This is a genomic window from Candidatus Melainabacteria bacterium (assembly GCA_003963305.1).
GTDB lineage: Bacteria > Cyanobacteriota > Vampirovibrionia > Obscuribacterales > Obscuribacteraceae > PALSA-1081.
Window position 1 is genome coordinate 207,079 of record RXJR01000006.1, and the last position, 24,866, is coordinate 231,944.

Here is a 24,866-nt window from a genome sequence, read left to right on the forward strand (position 1 = left end):
TGGAATATGAATTTCGGATTCTTGGGAATTCAGTTCGGGTGGGGTCTTCAGTTAGCCAATATGAGCGCCATTTACACCAAGCTTGGTGCATCGCCCGACAGCATTCCCATACTCTGGTTGGCAGGTCCGATTACTGGATTGCTTGTTCAGCCCCTGATTGGAGCCATGAGCGATAGGACCTGGAACAAGCTGGGCAGGCGTAAACCATACTTTCTCGTCGGAGCGATACTGGCAAGCATTGCTCTCTTCCTGATGCCTGATTCGCCCGCTCTATGGGCAGCGGCGTCGCTGCTCTGGATTCTCGACGCCAGCATAAACATCAGCATGGAGCCTTTCCGGGCATTTGTTTCAGACAAGTTGAACAGCGATCAGAGCACGACCGGCTTTATCATGCAGAGTTTCTTCATTGGCATCGGCGCTACACTGGCAAACGCTCTGCCGCTGATATTCAGCAATCTGGGCATGAAAGGACTGGCCTCAAACGGAGTGCCACTAACCGTGGTGCTATCATTCCGCATCGGAGCGGCTATGTTTCTCTTGTGCGTACTCTGGACTATTTTTTCGTCATCCGAATATCCGCCCGAAGATATGGAAGAGTTCAATCGAAAACGGGCTCAAAATCCAGGGTTTGGCGGACTCGTCAAAGAAGTCGTGCAAGAAATTCCTCAAGCCGTAAAAGAAATGCCAACCACTATGAAACAACTGGCTCTGGTGCAGATTTTTACATGGCTTGGTTTGTTTTGCATGTGGATGTTCTTTGGACTGACCACCGCTTATCACGTTTTCAACGCGCCTGATGCCAAATCAGAGTTATTCGATAAAGGCATCGAATGGGCGGGATGGTGCTTTGCCATCTATTCGATTGTCTGCTTCATCGTCGCCTTTGTCTTTCCGAAACTGGCTGAGCTAACAAGCCGAAAACTCTTGCACGGTGTGTCGCTTGTGCTGGGCGGGCTGAGCCTGATCTCAGTCTATTTCATTCATGACCCAGCCACACTCCAATTTTCTATGATCGGCGTAGGCATAGCCTGGGCATCTATTCTTTCCATGCCCTATGCAATACTCGCCGGAGCCATTCCAGCGGACCGAACTGGCGTTTATATGGGCGTTTTCAACTTCTTTATAGTGATTCCGGAGATTATCGCCTCACTCTGCTTTCAACCGCTAGTCAAGAATGTCTTTCACGACAATCCACTTTATGTGGTCATCATGGGCGGTGTGTCAATGCTGCTCGCAGCAGCACTGGTAACGCGCGTTCAAGACAATGCGCCAAAAACAATGGCTTCGGTTTCTGCCGGTCACTGAAGCTTACGTATTGAAGGACTCGTAGCTTACGTCTCGAAAAACCTATAGCTTACAGCTCGAAAGACCTATAGCTTAAGTCTCGAAAGACTTATAGCTCACGTCTCGAAAGACTTATAGCTCACGTCTCGAAAGACTTATAGCTTAAGTCTCGAAAGACTTGTAGCTTAAGTCTCGAAAAACTTTTTGCCGGCGTGGGCAACAGCCGTGTCTTGCTCGCCGGTTCCGCCGCTGACTCCGAGCCCACCCACAACTTTGCCGTTTTTCAACAACGGCACGCCACCAGCAAACAACATAATGCGTCCATGATTAGAGTTGTGAATACCGTAAAACTGTTTTCCGGGCTGAGACTCTTTTCCCAGATCTTCTGTGGAAATGTCGAAACAGCGCGCAGTGAAAGCCTTACTGATAGAAATATCAATGCTGCCAAGCCAGGCATTATCCATTCTGATATGTGCGACTAAATTTCCACCGGCATCGACAACAGCTATGTTCATCGGCTGTTTGATGTCAATTGCTTTCCGCTCGCAAATGTCGATGACGGCGCGAGCTTCAGCGAGTGAAATGGTTTCAATAGTATTAGTCATTGGTTGCCTCAAGAGGATGGGGAAAATATTTTACAGCCTCAGAGCACGCCGGGTGTTCAGTCCAGTTTCAACTGTTACTCAACTCGCGAATCACCTCGGCAATACCGACGACAACTCGCGCAAGGCTGTCATAATCGACCTTATCGGGAGTGTCTTCTTTGGTGTGATAATGAGGATAACGATAAAAAGCTGTATCCGTAATCATCAATGCGGGATAGTCATACTTCCAGAAGGCAGCATGATCTGAGTAGGCAACGCCGCGAATTGACTCGGGCACAGCCACTTTCTCACAAGGAAAGTGCGTCGCTTTTCGGAAAAGTTTCGTAAAACGATTGAGCAATCTTCGCGACTTCATGTTTGACACGAAGGCGATGAAATCACCTTGCTTCGGATAAACAAGTCCAAAAACATCATGGGGGAATGACTGGCTGCCTGGAGCGTCCGAATAGTATCCCATCGTCTCCATCGACAACATGGCAATAACCTTTTCAGCACGCTCGTGGCAAACGTTGGCGTATTGCTGAGCGCCCCAGTCATCGGTTCCGAAAAACGGTGGCTCCTCATTAGTAAAAGCAATAAACCGGATTGTTCGCTTGGACTCGAACTTAGCCAGCAACCGCGCCAGCTCTAACAAAGCCCCGACACCACTGCCATTGTCATTCGCAGCTGGGCAATCATAGACTGAGTCGTAGTGAGCCCCGAGAATAATGATCTCTTGAGGTTTCTCCGTGCCTTTCAACTCAGCGATGATGTTACGCGTACAAACTTTGTTCAGCACAGTCGTAGTGGCGTCACCACTGCCGCCAACAGACGTGGAAACATGCGCCATGAAATCTTGTTGGCTGCGGTTGTAATTAAACTCAGCCAGGCACTGCTCGATATACTGTGCAGCTTTCTCCAAGCCATCGGGATTGCTAGTTAAGCTGCGAGCTCCAATAATTCCTGCCAGCATCAAAATATGGGCACGCAGTTTCGCGCTGACCAGATTTTCTGATGTGCTCAACGGAGCCAGGGATTCACGACGAGATTTCTGAGCCATTAGCGATTGCCTCTGCTTCAATTTCGACCAACATATCCGGCGAAATCAGTTTTGCTACCTCGACCATCGAAGTAGCAGGACGAATTTCACGAAAGAACTCTCCATGCGCTTTTCCAACTTCCTCCCAATGGGAAATATTGGTTACATAAATCCGCGTTCTGACGACATCCGACATACTGCCACCAAGGGCGGTGAGAGCAGATTGAATGTTTTTTAGAATTTGAACAGTTTGGGCATAGGAATCGCCGACGCCGACTATTTTTCCATCAGAATCAGTAGCAGTGGTTCCTGATACATGTATGGTATTACCCACGCGAACAGCTCTGGAATAGCCCACAATAGGCTCCCACTTAGTGCCGGTTGAATGATTCTGCCGCTTCATTTGCACGTCTTCTCTTGTAGCTCCTGGTGGAGTCAATCCCCATGACCAGATTCAAGTCAATGGGGTCACCGCAACAGATTATAGTTGTCCGGAGCGGGCAAAGTCTGACAGTAAAGATTTCGGTATCGATTTCGCAAAAGTGCTTACTATTTCTTGCGTCCGATCTGAGCGACAGCAGCCGCGGCGAGACCGCCCAGGATATAGAGACCAACTGTCGTTACGGCAGTAGACCTGGTTCGCTTTGTCAGAAGAGCAGCGTCTTTGCCCAGACCGACTTTCTCCGGCATGGTCACCACGCCTACACCAGCCATTAGACCAACATTCACACCCTTGAACCATGCACCGAACCCGGGTTTCGCCCCGACGCCACTATACATAAGGGTGTTCGAAACAATATCAGTGACCAGAGCATATTTCTTCAATGTGGAACCTGATGGTGGCTCCAGCCCAAACGCCGTCATCACTTTGGAAACGCCGCGCATGCCCAATATATCCAATCGCGGTGCTTCCGGCTGCGATTTGCGCACCAATTCATGAGCTACAGTCAGCACACAGGCTCCAGCTAATCCATTAATCAAGGCTCTGATCATGTTTTTAATTCCAATTTGGGTTTCTATTGAGTGTATTTCTCATCCAGACGAGAGATAAGAGTGAAAGTTTCACTGATCCATGTAAACGAGATGCACGTGGAAGTCCTGACAGTTGTAGACAACATCGCTTGACTATTCCGCCCGCCTCGCCCTCTATATTACGCTGTTTTGACAGGTCAAGATTCAAGCCCTATAGAATTGAATTAGTCACGATTCACCGAAAGATCATTAAAGAAACCCATAACGCTGCAGATGATACTAAAAGCAATACCGGAGTAATAAACAACCCGATTTTAAAGAATGCGAAAGCGCTCAGATGCGCCCCTTTCTTTCGCGCCGTTGAGATCACCAGCATGGTAGCAAGAGAGCCGGCCACAGTCAGATTAGGACCGAGGTTGCAACCCAGCAGAGCACCATACTGAGCGGCTATAGGAGCATGCGAATGACCGAGAACAGAAATTGCCAGCAGTGCCATAGGAATATTATTAATGACGTTGCTGCCCAGGGCGGCACCAAAAGCGGTGACTAAAATTTGCATAAACGGATTGGTGCCAAGCGTATTCAACTGTGCTGCGGCAAATTCTGACAGACCCAAATTCTCAACGCCTCGAATGACCACGAAAAGCCCAGCCACAAAAGGAAAGAGCGACCAGGGAATATCTTTCGACAATATCGAAAAATCAAGTTGTCTGCGAACTATTCCCACCGCGCCCAGCAACACACACCCCAAAGATGCAATCACATATGGTTGCACCCGAAAAATCGAGCCGGCAAAATAACCAATTAGAACAAGCAGGAAAACAACTAAAGAAGCCCGGAAATATACGACATCTTTAACGGCTGACTTCGGGTCTGGAAGCTCACCCGCATCAAAAGCAGCAGGAAGATCCATTTTGAACACGAGCAACAACAGCAGATAATTCGTTAATAAAGCCACAATTTGAGGCAAAATCATCACAATTGAAAACCGTGCAAAGTCATAGTGAAACGCACTCTGAAACAGCAAATTAGTTAGATTGCTGACCGGCAAAAGCAAAGAGCCTGTGTTCGATACAAAAACACAGGCAACCAGAAAAGCTGTCGATTTCAAATTCAAGTGTCGAACGAAAGACAGTACGACTGGTGTCAAAATTATGGCCGTTGTGTCCAACGAGAGCAGCGCTGTCGTAGCTCCACCGAGAAGGAAGACATTAAGGTAAAGCCTTGTGCCACTGCCTTTTGACATTCTTGTGGTGTGCAAAGCGGCCCACTCGAAAAATCCAGCTTTATCCAACAAACCGGAAAAAAGACAAAGCGCCAGTAGAAAAACTAGAACGCTTGAACCGTCAGATATCGTTTGCACCGCCTGACTGACATTTTCCAGACCCAGTAAAAGCATGAGAGAACCGCCCAGCACAGTCGCCCACGACTCATCCATACCGCGCGGCTTCGTCAGCACCAGAACAAGCGTGAGAGCAAATACTGAGAGGGTTACGACCAGGTGAAGATTTGCCGGAATTACCATTACAGCTCGCAAAATCTCCACAAAGTATCACCAAAGTACTGATGATACAAACTGATCCAAGATGTCACAGTAGGCGTCTCAATGGCGGCAGTTTATAGCGGTCTTTGCGATAATTGTTGAGATCGAAGGGAAACTATGAACGAAATTCAGTACATTAACTGGTGGATTGGCGAGAACCGCACCAGAGAATCAAAAGATTTGAACATCGGCGGAATCACTGTACGCGTCAACAAGGACGTGTTCTCGCCGGATCCTGAGATGACTAACTCATCATTGATTCTGTTGAAAAGTCTGCCCGACCTGGAAGGCAAATCGGTGCTCGATATCGGCACAGGTTGCGGAGTGCTTGCCGTATATGCAGCGCTGAACGGTGCCTCGAGAGTTACGGCGTTAGATATCGACCCGAACGCCATTGCCAACACGGCCGAAAACGTCGAGCGTCTCGGACTTCAAAATATCGTCGAAGTGGTGCAGGCGAATCTGTTCGACGGAGTGACAAAGCGCTACGACCTGATCGTCGCCAATTTGCCCATTTTGGGCGCAGTCTGGAACGACCTGACCGGTCCGGTCTCGAAAGTGTACGAACGCTTCCTCAGTGAGTATGATCGTTATCTCGAGCATCCCAATGGACGAGTACTTATGGGCTTCGCTTCTTTCGGCGACCTCGATAGCATTCTCGGCATGATCTCCGCCGCCCCATATTTAGTGTCAAAAAAATCTGAAACCAAATTTGGTGTGGAGTGGTTCGTCTTTGAATTCAGCGCCCTGCCTGACCAAGCCAACTGACTCGTTAGAGTCCCTCTAAAAAACGCTCCTCGTAGATAGCACTGTATGCAAATTGACCTTCGACACATTTGTTCGGTTGCAGCCGCAACAAGGTCTTTCGAGCCCGTGATGACACATACGGGTTCTCGTCATCGCACAGTTTTTCCAGCAACTCACTGTCTATATTGTGATTCTCAGCCATGGAGTAGCGCACATCGGGAGACTCATCCTGGAGAAGGAAGCGCAAAACATCGATGGGTGTGCGGGGATTTTCGGAAACGGCGCAGCGCACATCAGAATCGAGATGCATCGCCAGCCTTACGAGCGTGCGGACTTCAACGTTTCGATGCTCGGCGACACGCTCGAGAAGGAAAGCAGGAAGAACATCACAAAGCTCGTGCAGAACCTCACCCGTGGTATTCGGGTTGTGCACGAGAGCCCACTGGATCTTGTTTGGAATAGCGGAAACAGGCTCGCCAGCAGAGTCTTTATTCATATCATTATCTAACCCGTGAGAAATGGGTAACAGAGCGGGTTCGCGGACTGACCCGTTTTACTAACATAGCTGAAATAGCGCGCAGCTGGAGTAGGGAAGACCCATAATCTTATAGAGGATCTCTTAGATGTACTCTTCATCAAGTGATTCGCCAGTAGTCCCTGAAAAGACGATTGGAAAGATGAGCTCCGTCGCCAAAATTGTTCGTAGGGACAAGTGGACGATTAAAAACCGCCGCCACGCAGCCAAACAGGGAATTGCCTATACGGATTTATAGGCGTTCCTAACGGGATCAGCATTACATTTCGGTAATAATTGTTATAGACCTGGCAAAGGCTCATTGCAGTTCTAGGCATTAATCTCGAGGCAGCACCTGTTGGATGGTCCGACAAAGCGCTGAAGCCGGTATGACTGAAACAGAAGAGCAGGATTACGACCTATCATTCGCCTACTGTTTCCGTTGGGATAGCCCAGAGCAGCACATAAGGGAGGCATTGAAAGTTTTGTTGTTCAATAGCGTGGCAGAGAAACCTGCACTTAAGTCGGGCGAAAGAGATTCGAAGAAAGCCGTACAAGAAGAGGCGGCTCGAATTAGATGGTTGCTGGCAATAAATCCAAACACGCCCCCTCCGGTTCTTGAGCATCTGGCCAGGGACCAGTCTCCAGTCTTGCTCGAGCGCATCGCCGAAAACCCCCGTACGCACGTTACGACGCTGGCAAAGCTGTCGACCCACGGACATCCACAGGTTCGGGCGTCAGTGGCAGAGAATCCTACTCTATCTATAAAGACCATCTGGCGCCTGGCTAAAGACGAGAATCCAGACGTGCGCCACAGACTGGCCGAGAGCTACACGATTCCGGTGGCTGTTCTGCGCGTGCTCTGCGAGGATGAAAACCCGTACGTGGCTTTCCGCGCCCAGCACACAATGAAGCGCATCATGGCTGAGGTCGACCACCTGCGCACTGCCTGATTAAATCGCCTGGGCATTTAATCAATAAGTCTTTGACGCGAGCGCAATTGATGCGGGGCTGCCTGCTCAATCAAATATAGGTTTTGATGCGTGCTCGCAGCATGCGGTTTATTTCCGCCTGAATCTGCCCTTCAACGTACCGGGTATGCTGCCGTGCCGTGTCAACCAGAGCGTCCCGGTCGCCGCTTGTGTCTTCCCACGGTGTAGGTTTCAGCATCGTCATCTTCCATTTCACAGGCAGTGAGCCGAGATTGGCAGGAAAAGGAAACCACGGAAAAAATGGCGTGACAGGGAACGACGGCAGGCTGAGGAGCTTGGAGAGAGTTTCCACGTTTAAGAGCGTGGGAGAAGCTTCATCACAACCAATCGTAGCCACAGGGTAGATGGGCGCACCGGACTCGAAGGCGGGCAGTAAGCGCGACCAATCGAACTCTCGCACGCGGTATCGCTCCGAAAAGGGTTTGCCTGTGGCAGGCAGTCCTTCGGGAAATACAGCTACCAGCTCGCCTTTCGAGAAGAGATACTTCAAATTCGTCGACGACCAGGGCACGAATCCAACTTGAAGCAGAAAGGCATGAACACGATCGTCTTCAATCCAGTCCATATCGGCTACAACAGTCAGACGTCTGGGACTCTCCTGACTCATCAATGCATACATGAGCATGAAAGCGGGCCAGGGAATCAATCCGTTTGAATTACCTACAATGAGCGCTGGACCTTGCTTCGGAAGCAAGTCCAGACCTATAGACTGTACCCGCCACCAATCTTTATAGAGGAAATGCAGGAACGGTTCTATGGCAGCAAGACGCCGCAAGTCGAACCCGAAGTGATTGTCGCAATGACGAGTATTCTTTATATAGTTGCGATAAGTCTGAACGAAATTCGGCACGTTCTGCTCCTGCTACTGGGCGTCAGGCTCCCAACCGGTAAATAAAGACTTGCGCTCACGGAGAAGCTTGTTCAGATCGCGTTGAATATCGTACTGGATTTCGCGAGCGATCTTCAAAACGAGTTTTTTGTCGTTTGCCTTCTCCGGCGGATAACCGAGATCGATCGGCTTGTGAATGTTGATCAACCAGTGCACAGGCAGTGGAATGAACATATTTGGAAAAGGCATCCACGGGAAAGTAGGCGTCACGGGGAAGAACGGCATTTTCAGGAGTCGGCCGACAGCCTTCAAATTGACGAAATTTGGAAAAATCTCGTCACCACCTACAGTGGCAACAGGAATTATCGGCGTTTGCGTAGAGATGGCCAGTTGCACGAAACCGGGGTGGAAATCCAGCAATCGGTACCGCTCAGGAAAGGCTTTACCAACGCCTCTCAGCCCTTCGGGATAAACGCCAACCAACTCATCGCGGTCGAGAAGCTTCTTAGCATTCTCGAGAGTGGCACGAACTTGCCCTGTCTCCGAGATCCACTGTCCCATGCTTGGAATGGAGAAGAACCAGTCTGTAACCAGATAACGGATGCGTCTTGGCGACTGATGAGCATTACACATCGCCATTGTAATCATCGCGCCGTCGAGTGGCAGAAGACCAGAATGATTTCCAATCAAAAGGGCTCGACCGTTCTCTGGAATGTTATCGATACCGCGACAATCAACCTTGAAGTAGTCTTCATAGCAGAAGCGAAAGATTGGTTCCCAGCGCGCAAAAGTCTCGAGCTTGAAGCCAAACTCGTCGTCGAGACCGTAGTAGCGACTGAAGTAGTCTGGATTTCTTTTCTCGAGCGCCTTGAGTGGGTCTACAAGACCTAGCGTTTTAAGATTCGTCCAAGTAGCCATAGGAAGCCCAACACTCCTGGTCCGAATGAAAGAAAGAGCACAAATTTTTTCAGAGCCCCCTTAGCAAGAACGCGAAACTTCTCGCGTTTGCTTTCATGGCATTCTTCGCTCTCATCCGTAGTTGCGTCGTCAGTTGTAGTATCAAAATCTTGCATGCTTACACTTCCTTGTCGGTGGACAGGACTCCTCTTCGTCAACTGAGCCAGTTGAGCGCATATGAAGCACAGTATAGAGTGAACAGGACCTCGCTATCCACCTGCATAGAGGCTCTCCTTAAGAAACATTTACTGTTAACCAGGCGACCTCATTCCTGGCGGAGCGCTGGTGCGATAATGTGCGCGTTACCGGTTGGAGTTAAGACATGCAGCCCGATTTGAACAAAATGATGCAGGAAATGGCGAAAGCGCAGCAAGGAATGCTGAAAGTTCAGCAAGAACTTGCCAATGCGACTGTCGAAGGATCCGCCGGCGGTGGTGCTGTAACAGTCAAATGCAGCGGTTCTATGGAATTCAAAAGCGTCAAAATCAAGCCCGAAGCGGTCGACCCGAGCGACGTAGGTACACTTGAAGATTTAGTCTTGATGGCAATCAAAGACGCCTGCCTGAAAGCACAACAGCTGGGTGAGCAGAAGATGAAACCCGCCCTTGGCAACATTAAAATGCCACCAGGACTCGGTTTCTAAAAAAACTAGATTAGCGGACGTGGCGCTTGATGAGCGTACACGGCGCTAGATTAGCGGACATCGAACTCGATGAGCGGACGCGGCGCTTGATTAGCAGACATTGCGCTTGATTAGCAGCTTACCTCGCAGTTGAGTCGCGACGAGACACGTTTTTTAGATAAACTATGAGTAGGTTTATCAACTAACTGGACTGGGATGTTTTTCACTCCGCCGCTGGCAAAACTGATCGAAGAATTCCAGAAATTTCCCGGTGTCGGGCCAAAGTCTGCTCAACGCATGGCGTTCTATGTGCTCAACATGAACTACGACTCCGTGCAAAATCTGGCCTTTGCCATCACTGATGCGAAGGACAAAGTCAAAAATTGCAGTAAGTGCTTTCATCTCTCATCGAACGATCCATGCGAAATTTGCGTTAGCGATAAACGTGACCGCAGCAAAATATGCGTGGTCGCAGAGGCTCGGGATGTGATAGCGCTCGAACGAACCCGTGAATATAAAGGCAGCTATCACGTGCTAACTGGCTTAATCTCACCACTAGATGGTAAAGGTCCTGAGCATCTGAGCATTCGAGAGTTAGTCAATCGTGTTCACGACGACAATGCCGAGGAAGTCATTCTTGCCATCAACCCCACTATCGAAGGGGATGCGACCGTTCTCTATCTAAACCACTTGCTGAAACCTCTGGGTACCAAAATCACCCGCATTGCCTTTGGATTGCCAGTTGGAGCCGATCTCGAATACGCAGACGACTCGACACTGTCTAAAGCCATGGAAGGTCGGCGAGAAGTATAAGCACCAAATACAATACCAGGCCAAAGTCGTGCTATCAGTATATCGATTTAAAACACCACCGAGCCAATGCCAATATTTGGCAGACCGAAACTGGCAACTGGAGTACGAAATCGTAGCCATGCTGTCGGCGAAAGAGTACGAACAGAAGATCAATCAAGGGTGGAGGAAATTCGGTTCTGCTCTTTTCCGACCACAGTGTCACGGTTGTACGGCTTGCGAATCGCTGCGAGTATTGGTGAACGAATTCAAACCGAACCGCAACCAGAGACGCGTAACCAAAGCCAATCAAGAAACCGAGCTACGCATAGTCAACCCCTCACTCACCAAAGAAAAGATCGAGCTTTATATCCGCCATCACGAGCATCATACTGAAACAAAAGGTTGGCCAAAGCGAGAGAACTCGCCGGCCCAGACAATTAGCTCAATGATCAAAAATCCATTTCAAATGCAGGAATGGCAGTATTACCGCGACGGCAAGCTAATCGGAGTAAGTTATATCGACCCGCTGCCCCTGGGCTATTCAGGCGTCTACTTTTACTACGATCCTGACTACAGATTTTTGTCTCCAGGCACCTGGATAGTTCTTTCAATGATCGAACAAGCAAAAATAGACCAGAAGCCTTACGTCTATCTGGGCTACTATGTGCAAAATTGCGGGTCGATGGAGTACAAAGCAAAATTCGACCCGCATGAAGTGCTAACTCAAGACGGACGCTGGGTTCCTCACGTCAGCACAAAGGCAGACACGCAGACCTGAACGAGTTCTATGCTTTAACGAGTTCTATGCTTTGACGAAGTCGATTACGAATTGAGCAACCTTGGAAGGACTCAAACCACACTCATCCAGCAAAACTTGTCTGGCTCCGTGTTCGATGAATTTATCTTCGAGGGCAATCACGGCGATTTCAGCTTGCTTGACTTTCGGATTTTTCACTCTTTGTTGAGCAGCCCACTCCAGAATCGCAGCTCCAAAGCCGCCCGAAGTGCAACCTTCCTCGAGAGTGAAGATCTTATTTTGCTGATTCTGTACAAATTGAATAAGCAACTCAGCATCCAGCGGTTTTGCCGAACGGGCGCTGACAATAGTGGCATCGACCCCAGCTGCCTGTAGAATCGGCAACGCAGCTCTGGCCGTTTCAACAGTGGCACCGTAAGCCATCAAAACTGCAGTTGTGCCTGCCGCGCCTTGATGCACCACTTCCCACTTATCAAAATCGATCAGCTCGAAAGCTCCCGCATCGTCTGGCTCCACAGCCTTGTCTCTGGGGAATCTGATCGCCACTGGTCCATCGGCTTTCTTCACCGCGGTGTAGACCATGTTGCGAAGTTCACGAGTATTTCTCGGTGCCAATACTCTCAAGTTCGGAATACTGCGCATGAAAGAGATGTCGAAAACACCCTGGTGGGTTTCTCCATCTTCAACCAGACCACCTCGGTCGATTCCAAAAATGACCGGCAGGTTCATTATGGCAACGTCATGAATAACCTGGTCGATGGCCCGCTGCAGGAACGTCGAATAGATCGAAACCACCGGCTTCAAGCCAGCTTTCGCCATCCCACCTGCCATGGTGACCGCATGCTGTTCACATATTGCGACATCAAAAAAGCGATCTGGAAACAGAGTTCCAAATTTCACTAATCCGCTGCCTTCAGCTGTAGCTGGTGTTATTGCCACCATATTCGGTTCTTGTTCAGCAATTTCGATGAGCGCTTGAGTGAACACATCGGAGTAGGTTTTAGCCTTAGCTTTTGCAGGCTGCGATGGCTCCACTTTCTCGCTCAAAGGCGGTTCCAGACTGAATGCCGCTACACCGTGAAACTTGATCGAATCCTTTTCGGCAGGCTCGTAACCTTTGCCTTTTTGCGTGATGATATGAATGATTTGAGGACTGTTCAAATCCTTCACTTTGTTGAAAGCGTCAATTACTGCACCGACATTATGACCGTCGATCGGACCGGAGTAATTGACACCAAGTTTTTCAAACACAATTCCCGGCGTATCGAAGCGCTCTTTGGCTTGCTTCTTCACCGACATGATCATTTCCCAAACAGCCGGCGTCAACTGGGCTCTATCCAGTCTGCCTTCTATCTGGTCAAGCTTTTCTTTTATGTCTTGATAGAAGAACGTTTCTTTGATGCGCTTCATGTATTGCGAGAAACCGCCTACATTGGCGCTGATTGACATTTCATTGTCATTCAAAATAATCAAAACGTTTCGCTGAATGTGTCCAAGATGGTTGATCGCTTCCAGCGCCATACCGCCAGTCAGACCGCCATCGCCAATTACGGCTATTACTTTATGATCTTGCTTGAGATGATCGCGCGCAATCGCCATTCCTACGGCCAGCGAAATCGACGTAGAGCTGTGCCCAGCAACAAACGCGTCATGTTCGCTCTCTAGCGGACTTACGAAACCACTCAATCCTTTATGTTGGCGCAAAGTCTTGAATTGCTCACGACGTCCAGTCAGCATTTTATGAACGTAACATTGGTGACCGACGTCCCATAAAATCGTATCTTTGGGAGTCTGAAAAATGCGGTGCAAACCCAGCGTAATTTCAACGATGCCGAGATTGGATGCTAAATGCCCGCCAGTTTTGGAGAGATTGTTGATCACTTCTCGACGAATTTCTTCTGCCAGCGACTGGAGTTGATCGACAGACAAACTTTTAAGTTCTGCCGGACTGAGAATGGCATCGAGAAACGACGTGGGCGGCTTTTCTAGTGTGTACATAGACTGCCGGGGGTCCCTATATAAGAGTTGATTAGAGTCAATAATATCAACCTGTATCTGGCATTAGCTTAATAAATTCAAGCATTTTGCAATTCAAATTGGCGTTTACGGGCGCCTGTAACGGTTTCCGCCGAAAACCGTGGTTGAAAAGAGTTTACGCCCGGTTAACGATCTGGTTACGAACCACGACAAACAACCAACATTGAGGTCGTCAGTAACGCTTCTCCCCGCTCCAACCAGACGAAAACGGGTTCGGAAAAGCGCTCAGGTCAATTTTTCAGCTTCTGGTTCTTCATGATTTTAAACATTAGGACAAGTCGCCGCGGGCACTGTATGTGATACCACAACAGGCTCACTGTAAGAATTAGTTCAATTAGTTCAACTGCGATCTCTTCATGAATGACAATCGGCACGCCGTCCAATTAATCACCAGACGTCTTCTTCATGACGCAAGAAGTGTGTGACTATACCGCCGACAATACATATCGAGCCGGCAATGAGCATAAACATGCTCGTGATATTGGTAATCGCCACGTCGGCATCTGCCATTCCATTCTTGAGCAGGACTGAAACGCCTATAAAAATGCAGCCCAGTAAAACAACTGAAGCCGGCAACCACTTTTTCATCGTATTCGCTCCATTGTTTGGAACGCCGAATCACTCGGCAGCCTATCATCTCTTACTGTACCGCCGGATATCGGCAGCCGATCATTTCTAACCGTACCGCCGCGTCGGCAGCCTATCATCTCTTACCGTACCGCCGGATGTCGGCAGCCTATCATCTCTTACCGTACCGCCGGATGTCGGCACCCACATCTCTTACTCTAACACCGACTGTCTACTAATCAATGGCTAAGACACCGACAGGTTCGGCATGTCGGTAGAAATTACCAGCAACCTGACAGGCGACGCATATATAATCGGCCACGTGGTATCTAAGATGTAAGTGCCCTTGACCCGGACGGAAGGAGATCTAATGGTTCGCAAATATTTCGGACAAAGCTTGCTTATGATGGCCTGCAGTTTGGGACTTCTCACGCCTGTTTTAGCTGCAGCAGGTTCGGCGGGCAATCCAACCGAGTCAGCAAGCGCAGCAAACTTGGCATCGGGGACGACCACCAACGCAACTGCTCCTTCAACGACAAGTACGTCCATAATCAGTCAGGCAACCGTTCCCACGGTCCCAACTACCAATGCCGCGAGCCCGGTGCCCCAGACGACATCGACTTCTACGGCTTCGACTACTTCGACTTCTAACTCCAGTTCAACTTCGAATGCATCGACGTCTTCGTCAGCACCCGCAGCATCCGCACAGCCTGCGACACCTTCTGGATCCACTGATGCGAAAGCGACCCAGAAACCATCCATGGGCAATTGGCCTTCCAGCTGGGTAACTAAGAAGGATGAACCTGTAGACACGACGAATTACAAGCAAACTTACAAAAATGCAGTGCACTCCGAATGCATATTGATCGCTGAGTATCTCGGATATCAAAAAAATCCAGACGTCAAATTCAACCAGCCCATTCAGGCGGACTACAAAATTGTCCGAATACTCAAAGGACCTCCGCTAAATAAGCGCCTTCCGATCAAGTACGAATTTCATGATCACTCAAATCCACCAACGCCTCCGGGTTGGAAATTCAGCGAGAAAGAGATGCCTGCTGTTGGCAGTCAATGGTTGATATTTATCGAGCACGCAGTTCCCCACAACGGACAATTCGAGACATATGAAGGAAACTGGGGCCGGCAGCCAGCTTCGGAAGACAACCTGAACAAAGTCTATGAACTCTTGCAGAATCAAGGCGAGACTGGATACTAAAACTCGCGATTGAAAACTGAAAAAATTCAGGTATTAAAACTCGCGAATGTAACTAACTCGAATCGCCGGTAAGCTAAGCTCGTTAGCTTTTCGGGACTTTCCAACCTGGTAGCTCTTCAATATCTGCAGAATATATTTTCAACTCCATCGCTCTCGTCAAGAGCGATTGCAGATCAACACCGACTTGAAGTGCTGCTTCGCAAGACCCCGTCTGGGAGCCGAAAAGCAAGCGCTGCAGTTGTCGCTACAGGAATCTTCGTCAGCGTTTTTGCCTTTACCGTCGCTTGCTTTTTCCAATGGAAACATGAATCTAAACTGCACAGCTTGCCGCTAGCTTGCCGCGATTCTGTAGAAAAGCTCGACACGTATTTGCGCGGCAATGACGATCCCGATTGCGTCATGCTCGGCTCGTCAGTATTTCTCGTGCCCGCAGTTTATTGTGAAGAACATCGGCTCGGACACACACTGGTTGCGCGAGAAGCAGATGCTGACCTGGCAAAGCGTTTGATTCGTTGTAATCAAGCGCCGGAACTGCAAAGACAACTGACCCGGCGACTGCAAAAACCGATATCCGTAGTCAATCTTGCTGTGGCCGGTTCAAATGTGTCTGATTATCTGGCGGAAATCAAAGCCATGCATGAGGCCGGACACAAGCCTAAACTTGTAATATGCGGACTGGGTGTGCGCGATTTCGTCCAATCATTTTTCAGAATGGACGCACAGAACAACCCAGCGGCAAAATTACTCAGAGCTGACGCAGCACAAAATGATTTAGACGAGCGAGCACTGAGCGATCTGCGAGAAGAAATCGCAACCTGCATTTTCAGCGAGCCCCGCAAGCTATTAGGTTCAATTCAAGCCAGTTTGACGAACAACGCACCCGTCATGCTCGTACCGAAAACGGATGAACAAGTCAAAGCAAAACTGATTGAAACACTTACAGATGCTCCAAAACACGGGGCTTTCGTAGAAGGACAGCTGGCATCGTACAACGAGCTATTGCGTTATTGTCACGAACAGTCCATTCCTCTAATGATCGCAGAAGTACCTAAACGGGGCGGCTGGTCTGGAATTGTAGACGAGGCAACAAAGCAGCGACTCAAGGCGGAGATCGTAAATCAGTGCAAATCGTATAATATTCCTTACTGCAATGTGGGAATGGGATACGACTACTCTGATTTCACCGATGATATCCATCCGAACGAAAAGGGCGGCGTTAAGCTTTTCGACAAAGTGGCAGCAGCTGTCGTAGAGCGCGGTTTTCTATAAAGTGCGACTGACAATTTTTCTTCTAGTAATGACTCTCGGGGTCGCTGTAACACCGGCGCGCGCCGATGATTCACAGACGGAGGTCTCCATCAGCAAAGCGATTGTTGATGGGTTTGCGGTCAATGGACCCACAAGCATCCAGCTAGATCAACTTGAAAAAGATGCATTTTCGCATTCATATTCCCACGACACCAATGAACAGCGCATCTGTCGACTCGAACATTTTGTTTTCGGAAAACAAAGCACGGGCGATTTATCGAAACGGTACAACAAATTACGGACAGCGTTATCTCCACGAGCAGCAGATCAGCCGACAACGCAAGACGGAAAGACACCGGGCACCTCCGCATCCAACACCTCCACACCGGGCACCTCCGCATCCAGGACCGGCGCGGACCCTGCCAGCACAGCATCCATCAGCGCCGCCCCACCTAAAGTCTATGAATTTCCAACGTTCTTTCCGAAGCGTGAAGAGGCGCCACCGCCCGCGGAGACACCACGGAAGCACATGGGTTTGATCGACATCATGAACCGCGGCATTGACAGTTACAACGCCCACAAATACAGCAACGCAGAGGACGATTTCGAGGAGTGTTGCGCCATGGCACCTGGTATGTCCAGGTGTTTCGCCTACCTGGCCATCACCAAAATGCAACTAAACTTGAGACAAGCAGCAATCGACGCATTCAGAACTTCGTTCATGCTCGATCCCTTCGGAACCTACGGAAGATACGCAAAATCATGCCTGATAGTGCTTGCCGGGGATGAGGCGATGAGAAAGCGTCCACCCGTAGATTCAAAAGAAATTCTCGATATTGCCATGAAAAATATCGATAAACAATCAGCCGACATAAGCGGACGACATCAAACCCAAGCCTCTCAGATTGCGGGTTCGCGCATCGGCTATCGGCAAGACTACTCGATGATTGATTCGAGAATACAATCAAATAACGCACGCATCGAAGGTACACTGCGAGCAGCGCACACGGTTGAATCGGCGAACAACCTGAAACATATGCTTGCGGTCAAGAAGATGCCAGGAGACGCCAACTTACGTGCATGGGGAACAACGTTGACAACACGGTACTACGGGAACGAAACTTATTTGAACGCACCGTACTATATTCCAAAAGAAAGACCGATGGAGCTGAAAGCGATCGTACAATCATTACAATCGGTGCACAATAAACCCAAACCAGCACCGCGAAGGGACCACAACGTAAAATCTTCCCCCGGTAAACACTCCTCCGCACCGAAGTCAGGACACGCCAGAAAACATCAGTAACTAACGAGGCCAGGCAATGCGTCGCATAAAACAAGTTTTTCTCGTTGCAGTATGCACAGTAACGTGCGCGCATTTGATAGAACCGGCATTTGCACAAGACAACAATGCCGTCGATGCTCGCGCACAAAGTGCAATCAAAATCACCAGAGATTGCAATGAGTTCACCGCAAAAGTGGATCAACTAATCGCGCAAAATGACGCGGTAACAGCTCAAACAAATCGACTGAATGGAACGGCTAAGCGATTCCAATCTAAAGTTGCTCCGACAATCAAGCCACTGAAGGGCGCTCAGCTTGCCCAGGCAAAGAAGATGTATCAGTCAGACTTGAACCAGTTCGCCAGCCACGTTGCAGCCTACCAGGAACACAATGCCAACGTGCGGCAGCACTATGGTGAGTGCGCAGCAAGCAAAGCCGCCTACGAAAGAAATAAGAACTCCTACATGCTTCACTGCAAAGAATTCCACATTGAAGATCTTCCGCCGCCGCACGTCTGCGTGACCATGGAAGAAGCTATGACGAACTCGACAGAAGCAGCCGGAAGACTTAAAAGTTCTGTCAAAAAACTTGTCGACTCGCAAATCGAGCTGATGAAGACGGAATCTCGCTTGAGTGCAGCAATAGCAAACAGCGCAAATGTCGATAAAGACGTTCGCAAGCAACACGAACTAAATCTGAAGGAACAGGAACTCGCGGTCGAATTTGCGCAACTACAGGAAGAACATAAGCAGCTTGAGATGGAAAAGCGCACGTTGAACGCCTCAGGAGTCAAAACCATCGTGCCAACCGTAAAAGCTCGCATTCGCAAGTAACCACCAGACGATCACCAAGTGATCACCTTGTGACAAACGAAAGTAACCAACAAGTGACAAAACCGCCGGTTTCCCGACGGTTCTGTTGCTTTTTCCAACTTACAGTCCAGGCAACTATGCTGCTGGTGGGCTAATAACTCGATAAGCATGCCCTTTGAAGATGAGCGCGACTTCTCTGCCAACTGACAGATATTTCGAGATACCCGGCGTGTTGTGAATCAAATCGAAGTACTCTTTGCTGCCGAACTGAATCGTTACAGCCTTCGGTGCTGAACCTTCAGAGTACGTCGAATCAACCCAAACACCGTTGCGCAAGTAGAATGTCTTGTCTTCAATTGACTTGATCGCGGCTGATTCCTCATCTTTTGCCATAGCAACAACATCAGTATTCTTCAGCTTGTTCACGGCCTTGGAATTCACTACCGCGACTTTACCACTGTCACCATATGCTCCTGCTTTCTTTTCGACAACCATGGAGTGGGTCGATCTGAAGTCCCGTTCGTATGGCATGTAATCATACAATTCCGCGTGAGTACGAGAGCCGGCGAAGTGCACGCTTTTAGCCAGGCTCGATTCTGGCATCCAAACGGGCGAGGCAGCGGGAGGAGGCGGAATCATGCCTGTCTCGGACATCAAGCGACCAGCAACCAGCGTACCGCGAATGTGGGATTCACTGGCGGATTGCCGCGGGGAAGCGAAACCTTTAGCACCGCCGCCTCCCGGTACGGCTCCGATGAAGTCTAGTCCATTACGCATGCGACGCATGACATTAACATCTTCACGACGCATCGGCATTGGACGATTGATTGCAGTGCCGTGACCTTCGCTTGGATCTGTGACAAGAAACGATGTGTAATTCGAGATGATGCCGTATTTCTTTGACAAAGCGACGATTTCATCGACGACTTCTTTGCTGTCACCATTGTCCTGAGCTACTTCAGTCAAGTGTCCAATTCGTCTCATTGCCCACAATCTAGGCAAGTAAGTGTGATCGGCCGAATTGCTTTCGAAGTTGAGCGGGAACGAGTAAGCTTTCGCAACGCCGTTCACTTTTCCAGTTAAGTTGACTGTGGCTTTGGCACCATTTTTGTATTTACCCAGCAACAGTACCTGCGATCCTGCGAAAATATCCTTCACTTCGCGAGGGTAAACATCCTTCACGGTGATGCCGTCATAAGCAATCGAAACGTTGCTCAGAACAGGGCTTTTGATTTTTTGATAGAAGCCTGAAAGAGCAGTCTCAAGATTTTCCGATGGTTCGACATACTGGGCGGAGCCATGATGTTCTTCAGCAAGCTTGTTCAAAAGTTTGGTGTTCACATCGTAGCCGACACCAAAATCAAAGATTCTGGTATCACGCTTTGGAGCGATTGATTTGAGCAAAGTCGAAACATTTGTTTCACCTACAGTGGGCTCACCATCAGTCATCAGAACACAATACGCAGGTCTGTCGCTGACTTGATTGAGCATCGTCAGACCAGTGTGCATTGCATCACTGATATTCGTTCCGCCACGAGCTTCAAGATCATCGATAAAAGCGGCGGCAGCCTTCTTATTTTCAGGAGTGGCTGGAACGACTTGCGGCTTGAATGATTCAACGTCAGTAGCGAACTGAACGATGCTGAATTTGTCAACCGGTGAAAGTGCATCCACAATGTACTTGAGCGCTTTTTTGGTCTGAACTATTTTGTCGCCTTGCATCGAACCAGAGGTGTCAGCAACAAGAACAATGTCCTTGCCGATCACTTCTTTGCTCTGTACAGGTGGTGTCAACGTCAGCAAGAAATAACCATCTTCACCTTCGTTTTTATGTGTCAGTAAGTTTGCAGCCAGGTCCTTGTTAGACACGCTGTAATACAGCAAGAAATCTTTGTCTGGAATGGAGTTATGCGCCAACATCGTTACTTTGGCTTGATTGTTATCTGAACGATTCGATGAAATTGTGTGAGTAGGCGACCAGATGGTACGCAATCCCTGCTTGCTGTTCAATTTCGCGTCAATCTTCACTTCATCGATTGGTTCACTTTCACCTTCTGCCTTTAGCGGAAAACGATATTTCAACATTCCATTTTCGGCATGCAAAATCTGCGTATATTCGAGTTCGACTTTCTTTGTGCCGTGAGCAGGAATCGGAAAAATTCGAGCGCGCACAGTCTTATAGTCAGCGTATTCAAGCAACCCCGGATCGACCATACTACGAACAATTTGCTCGTACTGAGTGCGCGCCTCTTGAGCTTCGAGAATCTTACCCTCAACAGGCTTGCCATCTATATGCAACGAAAATGAGCTGAAGGTAGTGTCTTCAGGCAAAGGAAACAGATAAGTTCCTGCCAGATTTCGATCGGTGTCATTCGAAAATGTCTGCGTAATGTATGTTTTAGCAACCTGGTCGGTGATATCGACCTTAATCTGTTCAGATTGCATGTGCAAACCAAACGAGACACCGCCCTTCAAGATCGGACGAGGGCCAGGAGTCGGAATCGGAGGAGTAACAGGTCTGCCCGGGTGCGGGTTCACAGGATGAACCGGACGGACAGGGGGGATGGGAGCGGGAACCGGTGTCATCGGAGGCATGAGCAGAGCGCCTCCGGACACAGCAGAATCGATGACAATAAAACCAGATGCTTGCGACATCGGCGATAAAAGAATCGTGGCTGCTAGAGACAACGCTGATGCAAGAGCCAGTCGTTTCATATTTCGTCCTCTTCATAAGTGCCAGTAAGCAAAGCGATCGTCTGTTCAGTAACAACAGCTTGAATCTCGTTTTTAGTAGTAAATGCCAGCGAAAAGATCGAGCCTGACTACTATTCGAGACGATCACAGGTTGCCTAGTGATAGGTTACTGCCAGCGTCGCCCACTTACTGCCGTCAAAACATGCAAGAAATTCTGGGGTATACCCTAGAGTAATCCGAATTTGCCCGCAGACTGTACACACCTGGTGCAATGAATTGGCCGGCAGACTAAGACACCGGGTGCAATAGAGGTCGCACAGCCTGTACATACCTGGACCAAGACTCCAGGCTCTTTGATTGATGAGCCTGGAGTCTAAGGTTGGCGGTAACTTCCTGCGAGCTTAACTAGTCTCCAGCCGCGAATTCTTTCTTGCCTAGCATTTCATCACGCTTCGGGTCTTCTTCCGTATAAAAGGGAGTCAAACTGTCGGCCTCGTCATTCTTGCAATTTGGACAGACGACATGGTCCGTATCGCCGCTCTCCACCTTGAACTGAAATTGGCACTTCTGGCAAAGATAGTCACCCGGACGAGTAAGATTGGCGCGCTGAGCACTAGTTGCATTGACAGGTAGTTCATCCTTTTCAAAGCCGATGTTGTTTTCTGGCGTGAGCATTGCGTAGCCTCCATTTGCGTGTCAGTCTAGATGGCAGCCATCGGCTAAAAGTTCCCGCAGAGTTCAAGCTAAGAGCGAGCAACAAGATCGCTTCATTTTGTACGCCAAAAATGCCTCGGGGAAGTGTGGAAGGAACCCGAAGCATTCTTAGTTTGTGTGCGTTTTGTGTTCATCAATTCATTCTGCAGTTCTGACTGACAATAAATTGTCTTTGTTCCCAGGAACCATGTTCAATGATCGAAAACATCAAAGCCTGGGTACGTACAGCTAAGAACGTATGGACTGTCAAGAAAACACCAGGAGAATGTCAATGGGTTCATCGTATTCAAACATTCACGTCAAATCAAAAGCGGCACAACAAGTAACACATACATTGAAACGAATACCAGCGATGTTGCCTGCCTATGTTGCTGAAAACTCAAATAATTGGTTCAGCATTTTTCCGGAAGAGGTTGAATACAGTACTTTCCGTCAACTATGCAAAGCTCTGTCGGCAGAAACAAAGTCTAGTTGCATCGGACTCACCGTGCACGATAGCGATGTTCTTCAATACGTAATCTGCGAGAAAGGAAAAATTGTCGACGAATACAACTCATGGCCTGAGTATTTTGATGATGGCGATGCCCAGCCAATGGGAGCCAAGGAGAATGTATTGTGCAGGTATTGCCTGAACAGTTCAGACGGAAAAAATTTAATGGACATACTGCACAATCGCGGTATTGCGCTGGATGGCCAAAGCAAAGCAGAAGAGCTCGCCAAACACTTCGGAATTGATACAAACCAGGTACATTTTAGTTTCTCGTCCATCGCCGCCACAAAATCGTTGCAGTTCACCGCCAAGTTTATCGAAGCAACGGGCGAGTACACAAATGAAGAGAGCGGGGAACAAACAGGACCGCCCATTCTTGTTGATTACATTACTTATACAAGAAAAAATTGTACTGATGATTACGAGTTGAAGGAGTGCGAAAAAGAATGGAAGGCGGCAGCAAAAGCAGACACAGTTGAGATGCAACTCGATCGAGGCGCGTCTCTGTGCGACTCCTATGAGTCCAGTGGGCGTATGACTATGGTATGCAACAACGGTGGTGCGAGTCAGGGTGTGAAGATTCGCATTACAGGTGGTGCAATTGATAGAGGTCTGTTAGAAGATTGGAGTGTGAAACTGATTCCAATTCCAATTGGACTCCTACGCGAATGCAAACTACCTCTTGTTGAACCTGGTGTCCTTCAAGCCGAATGCTCTGAGCTTTCGTTTGATCGGCAAATAAATATCGAGTTTGACGCGAAAGCAAATGCAATCGGGACGGACTCATTCACTATAGAAGTTCATCCGCTCCAGAAGGACGGTCAATCGAGCTATAGACATGAGTTCTGGGTTGCAGTACGCGATGACCTGAACGTTTCTCTGGAAGGAGCGAGCATGGAAACAATTCGAAAACTCATGCAGCTCCCCAAAAAAGTGCGCAATTAATGAAAGAAATGAGCACTCGCTCCCTTACAGGAACCAGTGCTCAATTTCGGTTGGGGAACCGAAACCTTGTACGCGTTCAGCAGCTACATTGCCGAAGAGCTGATCGCTACGCTTGCCGGGGCGTCAAGCTGCAAGTTGAATGCATCGCCCGACCCTACATTGACATTGTCACCTTTTCGCAGCAAAAGACTTTCCGCAACTCCAATGCCGGTTCCTAATCCCAGCCCAGCAATAGCGCCGCGTCCAGCACCTCTTCCGCCTCCGGCAATAGCACCAATCACGGTGCCTATAACTGCGCCTGATCCAGCACCTATTGCTCCATGAATCGCAGCTTTTTCTATTTTTTGTTTAGTGGTTTCGCCTCTAAAAACATCACTCTGTGCGCCTGAGGCAAGATGAAACTTTCCAAGATCGCCGACGATGTGCGCAGTAATTGGCGTTTCAACACCGTCTGGTGTTCGCAATCGAGTGAACTTCAAACCAAGATTACCGGAATGCGACATTCTCGCTCCAGGTACTGCTGTTGTTACCTGACCGATAAGCAATGAACCCGCAGGAATTTCACTATTACCCAGGTTTATGGGCTGCGCAAGACTAGCTTCAACCTTGTCACCGACGCGCGAAACGCCGCTAGAAAGCGCCGTATTAACGGTAACTGGCATCATCATGCCAGCAGGAATATAAGCGATGCGCCCCTGTTTGTAGTATGGGAATGAGCCAGAAGACGTAGTGGTTGTGCCGGCTTCACCAACGCTTGGCTTATCACCACCAGTCAAACTGGCTATATAACGATTCACCGAACCGGAATTTTTCAATGATGCCTTCAAACCTGCTGCCCACTTGTTAGCGAGTGCAGCAGTGGTTAATCCCTGTTTCTTAGCGCTGGCTGCATCTGGTGTGGCTATATAGAATCCACCCAGGGTGAGCACAGGCTGACCATTCACATAAGTAACCTTGACTGAGTTTGGAGACCTATCGGTGGACGCAACCAGTGCATTGTCCAAATTTCTCTGCATTGTTGCCGTTCGCTGTGTGGCAGTCTGTCCACCTGCACCTGACGACACACTGAATGCCGGTGCCCCGGCAATTCTAACTGCAGTATCTGCCATCGCCGGCAGTATCGCACCCGTGGCCAGCTGAGAGGTCAAAACAGCGGCCAAAATAAGATTCTTCGGACGGCAAAGTGGAGAAAGCATGGTGGGACGTCCTCTTTTCTAGTACATGCAT

The 24,866-nt window shown here is 49.0% G+C and carries 27 protein-coding genes; 11 read left to right on the top strand and 16 right to left on the bottom strand.

From position 1 onward, the window contains the following. Nucleotides 1-6: 6 nt before the first annotated feature. Entirely contained in the window at nt 7-1,305 is a 1,299-nt protein-coding gene (locus EKK48_08505) for an MFS transporter (protein ID RTL43851.1), read from the top strand. Between the two features lie 164 nt (nt 1,306-1,469). Here the strand turns inward: EKK48_08505 and EKK48_08510 are convergent, their stop codons facing one another. The 5 genes from EKK48_08510 to EKK48_08530 all read right to left on the bottom strand — a co-directional run bounded on the left by EKK48_08510 (nt 1,470) and on the right by EKK48_08530 (nt 5,425). Further along, nucleotides 1,470-1,889, bottom strand: a complete 420-nt coding sequence (locus EKK48_08510; GenBank protein RTL43776.1) for a heme-binding protein — start codon at nt 1,887-1,889, stop codon at nt 1,470-1,472. Between the two features lie 67 nt (nt 1,890-1,956). Further along, complete coding sequence (locus tag EKK48_08515) at nt 1,957-2,928, bottom strand: M28 family peptidase (GenBank protein ID RTL43777.1); 972 nt, start codon at nt 2,926-2,928, stop codon at nt 1,957-1,959. Continuing rightward, nucleotides 2,906-3,310, bottom strand: a complete 405-nt coding sequence (locus tag EKK48_08520; protein RTL43778.1) for a RidA family protein — start codon at nt 3,308-3,310, stop codon at nt 2,906-2,908. The genes EKK48_08515 and EKK48_08520 overlap by 23 nt, the downstream gene beginning before the upstream one ends. A 146-nt stretch (nt 3,311-3,456) precedes the next feature. Continuing rightward, nucleotides 3,457-3,900: a hypothetical protein gene (locus tag EKK48_08525; GenBank protein RTL43779.1), complete on the bottom strand. Its 444-nt coding sequence runs from the start codon at nt 3,898-3,900 to the stop codon at nt 3,457-3,459. A gap of 214 nt (nt 3,901-4,114) precedes the next feature. Next, a complete protein-coding gene (locus EKK48_08530; protein RTL43780.1) occupies nt 4,115-5,425 on the bottom strand; it encodes a hypothetical protein in 1,311 nt (436 codons plus the stop codon). Nucleotides 5,426-5,539: 114 nt separating this feature from the next. Between EKK48_08530 and EKK48_08535 the strand changes: the two genes are divergently transcribed. Then, the gene (locus EKK48_08535) at nt 5,540-6,190 is read left to right on the top strand and encodes a class I SAM-dependent methyltransferase (GenBank protein ID RTL43781.1); all 651 of its coding nucleotides are present in this window, start codon (nt 5,540-5,542) and stop codon (nt 6,188-6,190) included. A 4-nt stretch (nt 6,191-6,194) separates the two neighbouring features. Here the strand turns inward: EKK48_08535 and EKK48_08540 are convergent, their stop codons facing one another. After that, a complete protein-coding gene (locus tag EKK48_08540; GenBank protein RTL43782.1) occupies nt 6,195-6,665 on the bottom strand; it encodes a hypothetical protein in 471 nt (156 codons plus the stop codon). A 407-nt stretch (nt 6,666-7,072) separates the two neighbouring features. On the opposite strand from EKK48_08540, the gene EKK48_08545 reads away from it, so the two are divergent. Continuing rightward, on the top strand, nt 7,073-7,636 hold the full coding sequence (locus EKK48_08545; GenBank protein ID RTL43783.1) for a hypothetical protein: 564 nt from the start codon (nt 7,073-7,075) through the stop codon (nt 7,634-7,636). Between the two features lie 70 nt (nt 7,637-7,706). On the opposite strand, the gene EKK48_08550 is transcribed toward EKK48_08545, so the two are convergent. From EKK48_08550 to EKK48_08560, 3 genes are read right to left on the bottom strand one after another with little or no spacing between them, the layout of a single operon-like run. After that, nucleotides 7,707-8,525, bottom strand: a complete 819-nt coding sequence (locus EKK48_08550; GenBank protein ID RTL43784.1) for a hypothetical protein — start codon at nt 8,523-8,525, stop codon at nt 7,707-7,709. 12 nt (nt 8,526-8,537) lie between these two features. Further along, on the bottom strand, nt 8,538-9,422 hold the full coding sequence (locus EKK48_08555; protein RTL43785.1) for an acyltransferase family protein: 885 nt from the start codon (nt 9,420-9,422) through the stop codon (nt 8,538-8,540). Continuing rightward, complete coding sequence (locus EKK48_08560) at nt 9,392-9,577, bottom strand: hypothetical protein (GenBank protein ID RTL43786.1); 186 nt, start codon at nt 9,575-9,577, stop codon at nt 9,392-9,394. The genes EKK48_08555 and EKK48_08560 overlap by 31 nt, the downstream gene beginning before the upstream one ends. Before the next feature lie 206 nt (nt 9,578-9,783). On the opposite strand from EKK48_08560, the gene EKK48_08565 reads away from it, so the two are divergent. The 3 genes from EKK48_08565 to EKK48_08575 all read left to right on the top strand — a co-directional run bounded on the left by EKK48_08565 (nt 9,784) and on the right by EKK48_08575 (nt 11,653). Beyond that, nucleotides 9,784-10,104: a YbaB/EbfC family nucleoid-associated protein gene (locus tag EKK48_08565; protein RTL43787.1), complete on the top strand. Its 321-nt coding sequence runs from the start codon at nt 9,784-9,786 to the stop codon at nt 10,102-10,104. 195 nt (nt 10,105-10,299) lie between these two features. Then, entirely contained in the window at nt 10,300-10,896 is a 597-nt protein-coding gene (gene recR, locus EKK48_08570) for a recombination protein RecR (protein ID RTL43788.1), read from the top strand. Continuing rightward, a complete protein-coding gene (locus EKK48_08575; GenBank protein RTL43789.1) occupies nt 10,808-11,653 on the top strand; it encodes an arginyltransferase in 846 nt (281 codons plus the stop codon). Before recR ends, EKK48_08575 begins: the two co-directional genes overlap by 89 nt. A gap of 24 nt (nt 11,654-11,677) precedes the next feature. Here EKK48_08575 and dxs read toward each other — a convergent pair whose 3' ends face one another. From dxs to EKK48_08595, 4 genes are all read right to left on the bottom strand, one after another. Further along, the gene (gene dxs / locus EKK48_08580) at nt 11,678-13,630 is read right to left on the bottom strand and encodes a 1-deoxy-D-xylulose-5-phosphate synthase (GenBank protein RTL43790.1); all 1,953 of its coding nucleotides are present in this window, start codon (nt 13,628-13,630) and stop codon (nt 11,678-11,680) included. Nucleotides 13,631-14,056: 426 nt separating this feature from the next. Then, a complete protein-coding gene (locus EKK48_08585; GenBank protein RTL43791.1) occupies nt 14,057-14,257 on the bottom strand; it encodes a hypothetical protein in 201 nt (66 codons plus the stop codon). A gap of 225 nt (nt 14,258-14,482) precedes the next feature. Further along, nucleotides 14,483-14,785 carry a hypothetical protein gene (locus EKK48_08590; protein ID RTL43792.1) on the bottom strand — a complete coding sequence of 101 codons (303 nt, stop codon included), beginning with the start codon at nt 14,783-14,785 and terminating at the stop codon, nt 14,483-14,485. A 6-nt stretch (nt 14,786-14,791) separates the two neighbouring features. Beyond that, a complete protein-coding gene (locus EKK48_08595; GenBank protein ID RTL43793.1) occupies nt 14,792-14,998 on the bottom strand; it encodes a hypothetical protein in 207 nt (68 codons plus the stop codon). On the opposite strand from EKK48_08595, the gene EKK48_08600 reads away from it, so the two are divergent. The 4 genes from EKK48_08600 (at nt 14,997) to EKK48_08615 (ending at nt 18,817) form a co-directional block, all read left to right on the top strand. Then, nucleotides 14,997-15,452 (top strand): hypothetical protein, encoded by a 456-nt coding sequence (locus tag EKK48_08600; GenBank protein RTL43794.1) that lies wholly within the window; start codon nt 14,997-14,999, stop codon nt 15,450-15,452. The two genes, EKK48_08595 and EKK48_08600, sit on opposite strands and share 2 nt — an antisense overlap. A gap of 189 nt (nt 15,453-15,641) precedes the next feature. Next, nucleotides 15,642-16,721, top strand: a complete 1,080-nt coding sequence (locus EKK48_08605; GenBank protein RTL43795.1) for a hypothetical protein — start codon at nt 15,642-15,644, stop codon at nt 16,719-16,721. Nucleotide 16,722: 1 nt separating this feature from the next. Next, nucleotides 16,723-18,006 carry a hypothetical protein gene (locus tag EKK48_08610; GenBank protein RTL43796.1) on the top strand — a complete coding sequence of 428 codons (1,284 nt, stop codon included), beginning with the start codon at nt 16,723-16,725 and terminating at the stop codon, nt 18,004-18,006. Between the two features lie 16 nt (nt 18,007-18,022). After that, nucleotides 18,023-18,817 carry a hypothetical protein gene (locus EKK48_08615; GenBank protein ID RTL43797.1) on the top strand — a complete coding sequence of 265 codons (795 nt, stop codon included), beginning with the start codon at nt 18,023-18,025 and terminating at the stop codon, nt 18,815-18,817. Nucleotides 18,818-18,931: 114 nt separating this feature from the next. Here EKK48_08615 and EKK48_08620 read toward each other — a convergent pair whose 3' ends face one another. Further along, nucleotides 18,932-21,511, bottom strand: coding sequence for a VWA domain-containing protein (locus tag EKK48_08620; GenBank protein RTL43798.1), 2,580 nt, complete (start codon nt 21,509-21,511; stop codon nt 18,932-18,934). Between the two features lie 384 nt (nt 21,512-21,895). Beyond that, nucleotides 21,896-22,165, bottom strand: coding sequence for a hypothetical protein (locus EKK48_08625; GenBank protein ID RTL43799.1), 270 nt, complete (start codon nt 22,163-22,165; stop codon nt 21,896-21,898). A 310-nt stretch (nt 22,166-22,475) separates the two neighbouring features. Here EKK48_08625 and EKK48_08630 point away from each other — a divergent pair, with 310 nt between their 5' ends. Then, on the top strand, nt 22,476-23,639 hold the full coding sequence (locus tag EKK48_08630) for a hypothetical protein (protein RTL43800.1): 1,164 nt from the start codon (nt 22,476-22,478) through the stop codon (nt 23,637-23,639). Between the two features lie 83 nt (nt 23,640-23,722). On the opposite strand, the gene EKK48_08635 is transcribed toward EKK48_08630, so the two are convergent. Continuing rightward, a complete protein-coding gene (locus EKK48_08635) occupies nt 23,723-24,835 on the bottom strand; it encodes a TrbI/VirB10 family protein (protein RTL43801.1) in 1,113 nt (370 codons plus the stop codon). Nucleotides 24,836-24,866: the final 31 nt, after the last annotated feature.

Excerpts from the sequence above, each read along its gene's own strand:
- recR (RTL43788.1), top strand. The coding sequence starts at position 10,300 with ATGTTTTTCACTCCGCCGCTGGCAAAACTGATCGAAGAATTCCAGAAA.
- EKK48_08555 (RTL43785.1), bottom strand. The coding sequence starts at position 9,422 with ATGGCTACTTGGACGAATCTTAAAACGCTAGGTCTTGTAGACCCACTC.
- EKK48_08505 (RTL43851.1), top strand. The coding sequence starts at position 7 with ATGAATTTCGGATTCTTGGGAATTCAGTTCGGGTGGGGTCTTCAGTTA.
- EKK48_08545 (RTL43783.1), top strand. The coding sequence starts at position 7,073 with ATGACTGAAACAGAAGAGCAGGATTACGACCTATCATTCGCCTACTGT.
- EKK48_08625 (RTL43799.1), bottom strand. The coding sequence starts at position 22,165 with ATGCTCACGCCAGAAAACAACATCGGCTTTGAAAAGGATGAACTACCT.
- EKK48_08635 (RTL43801.1), bottom strand. The coding sequence starts at position 24,835 with ATGCTTTCTCCACTTTGCCGTCCGAAGAATCTTATTTTGGCCGCTGTT.
- EKK48_08620 (RTL43798.1), bottom strand. The coding sequence starts at position 21,511 with ATGAAACGACTGGCTCTTGCATCAGCGTTGTCTCTAGCAGCCACGATT.
- EKK48_08600 (RTL43794.1), top strand. The coding sequence starts at position 14,997 with ATGGGCAATTGGCCTTCCAGCTGGGTAACTAAGAAGGATGAACCTGTA.
- EKK48_08510 (RTL43776.1), bottom strand. The coding sequence starts at position 1,889 with ATGACTAATACTATTGAAACCATTTCACTCGCTGAAGCTCGCGCCGTC.
- EKK48_08520 (RTL43778.1), bottom strand. The coding sequence starts at position 3,310 with ATGAAGCGGCAGAATCATTCAACCGGCACTAAGTGGGAGCCTATTGTG.
- EKK48_08585 (RTL43791.1), bottom strand. The coding sequence starts at position 14,257 with ATGAAAAAGTGGTTGCCGGCTTCAGTTGTTTTACTGGGCTGCATTTTT.
- EKK48_08615 (RTL43797.1), top strand. The coding sequence starts at position 18,023 with ATGCGTCGCATAAAACAAGTTTTTCTCGTTGCAGTATGCACAGTAACG.
- EKK48_08590 (RTL43792.1), bottom strand. The coding sequence starts at position 14,785 with ATGGACGTACTTGTCGTTGAAGGAGCAGTTGCGTTGGTGGTCGTCCCC.
- EKK48_08515 (RTL43777.1), bottom strand. The coding sequence starts at position 2,928 with ATGGCTCAGAAATCTCGTCGTGAATCCCTGGCTCCGTTGAGCACATCA.
- EKK48_08595 (RTL43793.1), bottom strand. The coding sequence starts at position 14,998 with ATGGATGGTTTCTGGGTCGCTTTCGCATCAGTGGATCCAGAAGGTGTC.
- EKK48_08630 (RTL43800.1), top strand. The coding sequence starts at position 22,476 with ATGGGTTCATCGTATTCAAACATTCACGTCAAATCAAAAGCGGCACAA.
- EKK48_08565 (RTL43787.1), top strand. The coding sequence starts at position 9,784 with ATGCAGCCCGATTTGAACAAAATGATGCAGGAAATGGCGAAAGCGCAG.
- EKK48_08535 (RTL43781.1), top strand. The coding sequence starts at position 5,540 with ATGAACGAAATTCAGTACATTAACTGGTGGATTGGCGAGAACCGCACC.
- EKK48_08540 (RTL43782.1), bottom strand. The coding sequence starts at position 6,665 with ATGAATAAAGACTCTGCTGGCGAGCCTGTTTCCGCTATTCCAAACAAG.
- EKK48_08560 (RTL43786.1), bottom strand. The coding sequence starts at position 9,577 with ATGCAAGATTTTGATACTACAACTGACGACGCAACTACGGATGAGAGC.
- dxs (RTL43790.1), bottom strand. The coding sequence starts at position 13,630 with ATGTACACACTAGAAAAGCCGCCCACGTCGTTTCTCGATGCCATTCTC.
- EKK48_08525 (RTL43779.1), bottom strand. The coding sequence starts at position 3,900 with ATGATCAGAGCCTTGATTAATGGATTAGCTGGAGCCTGTGTGCTGACT.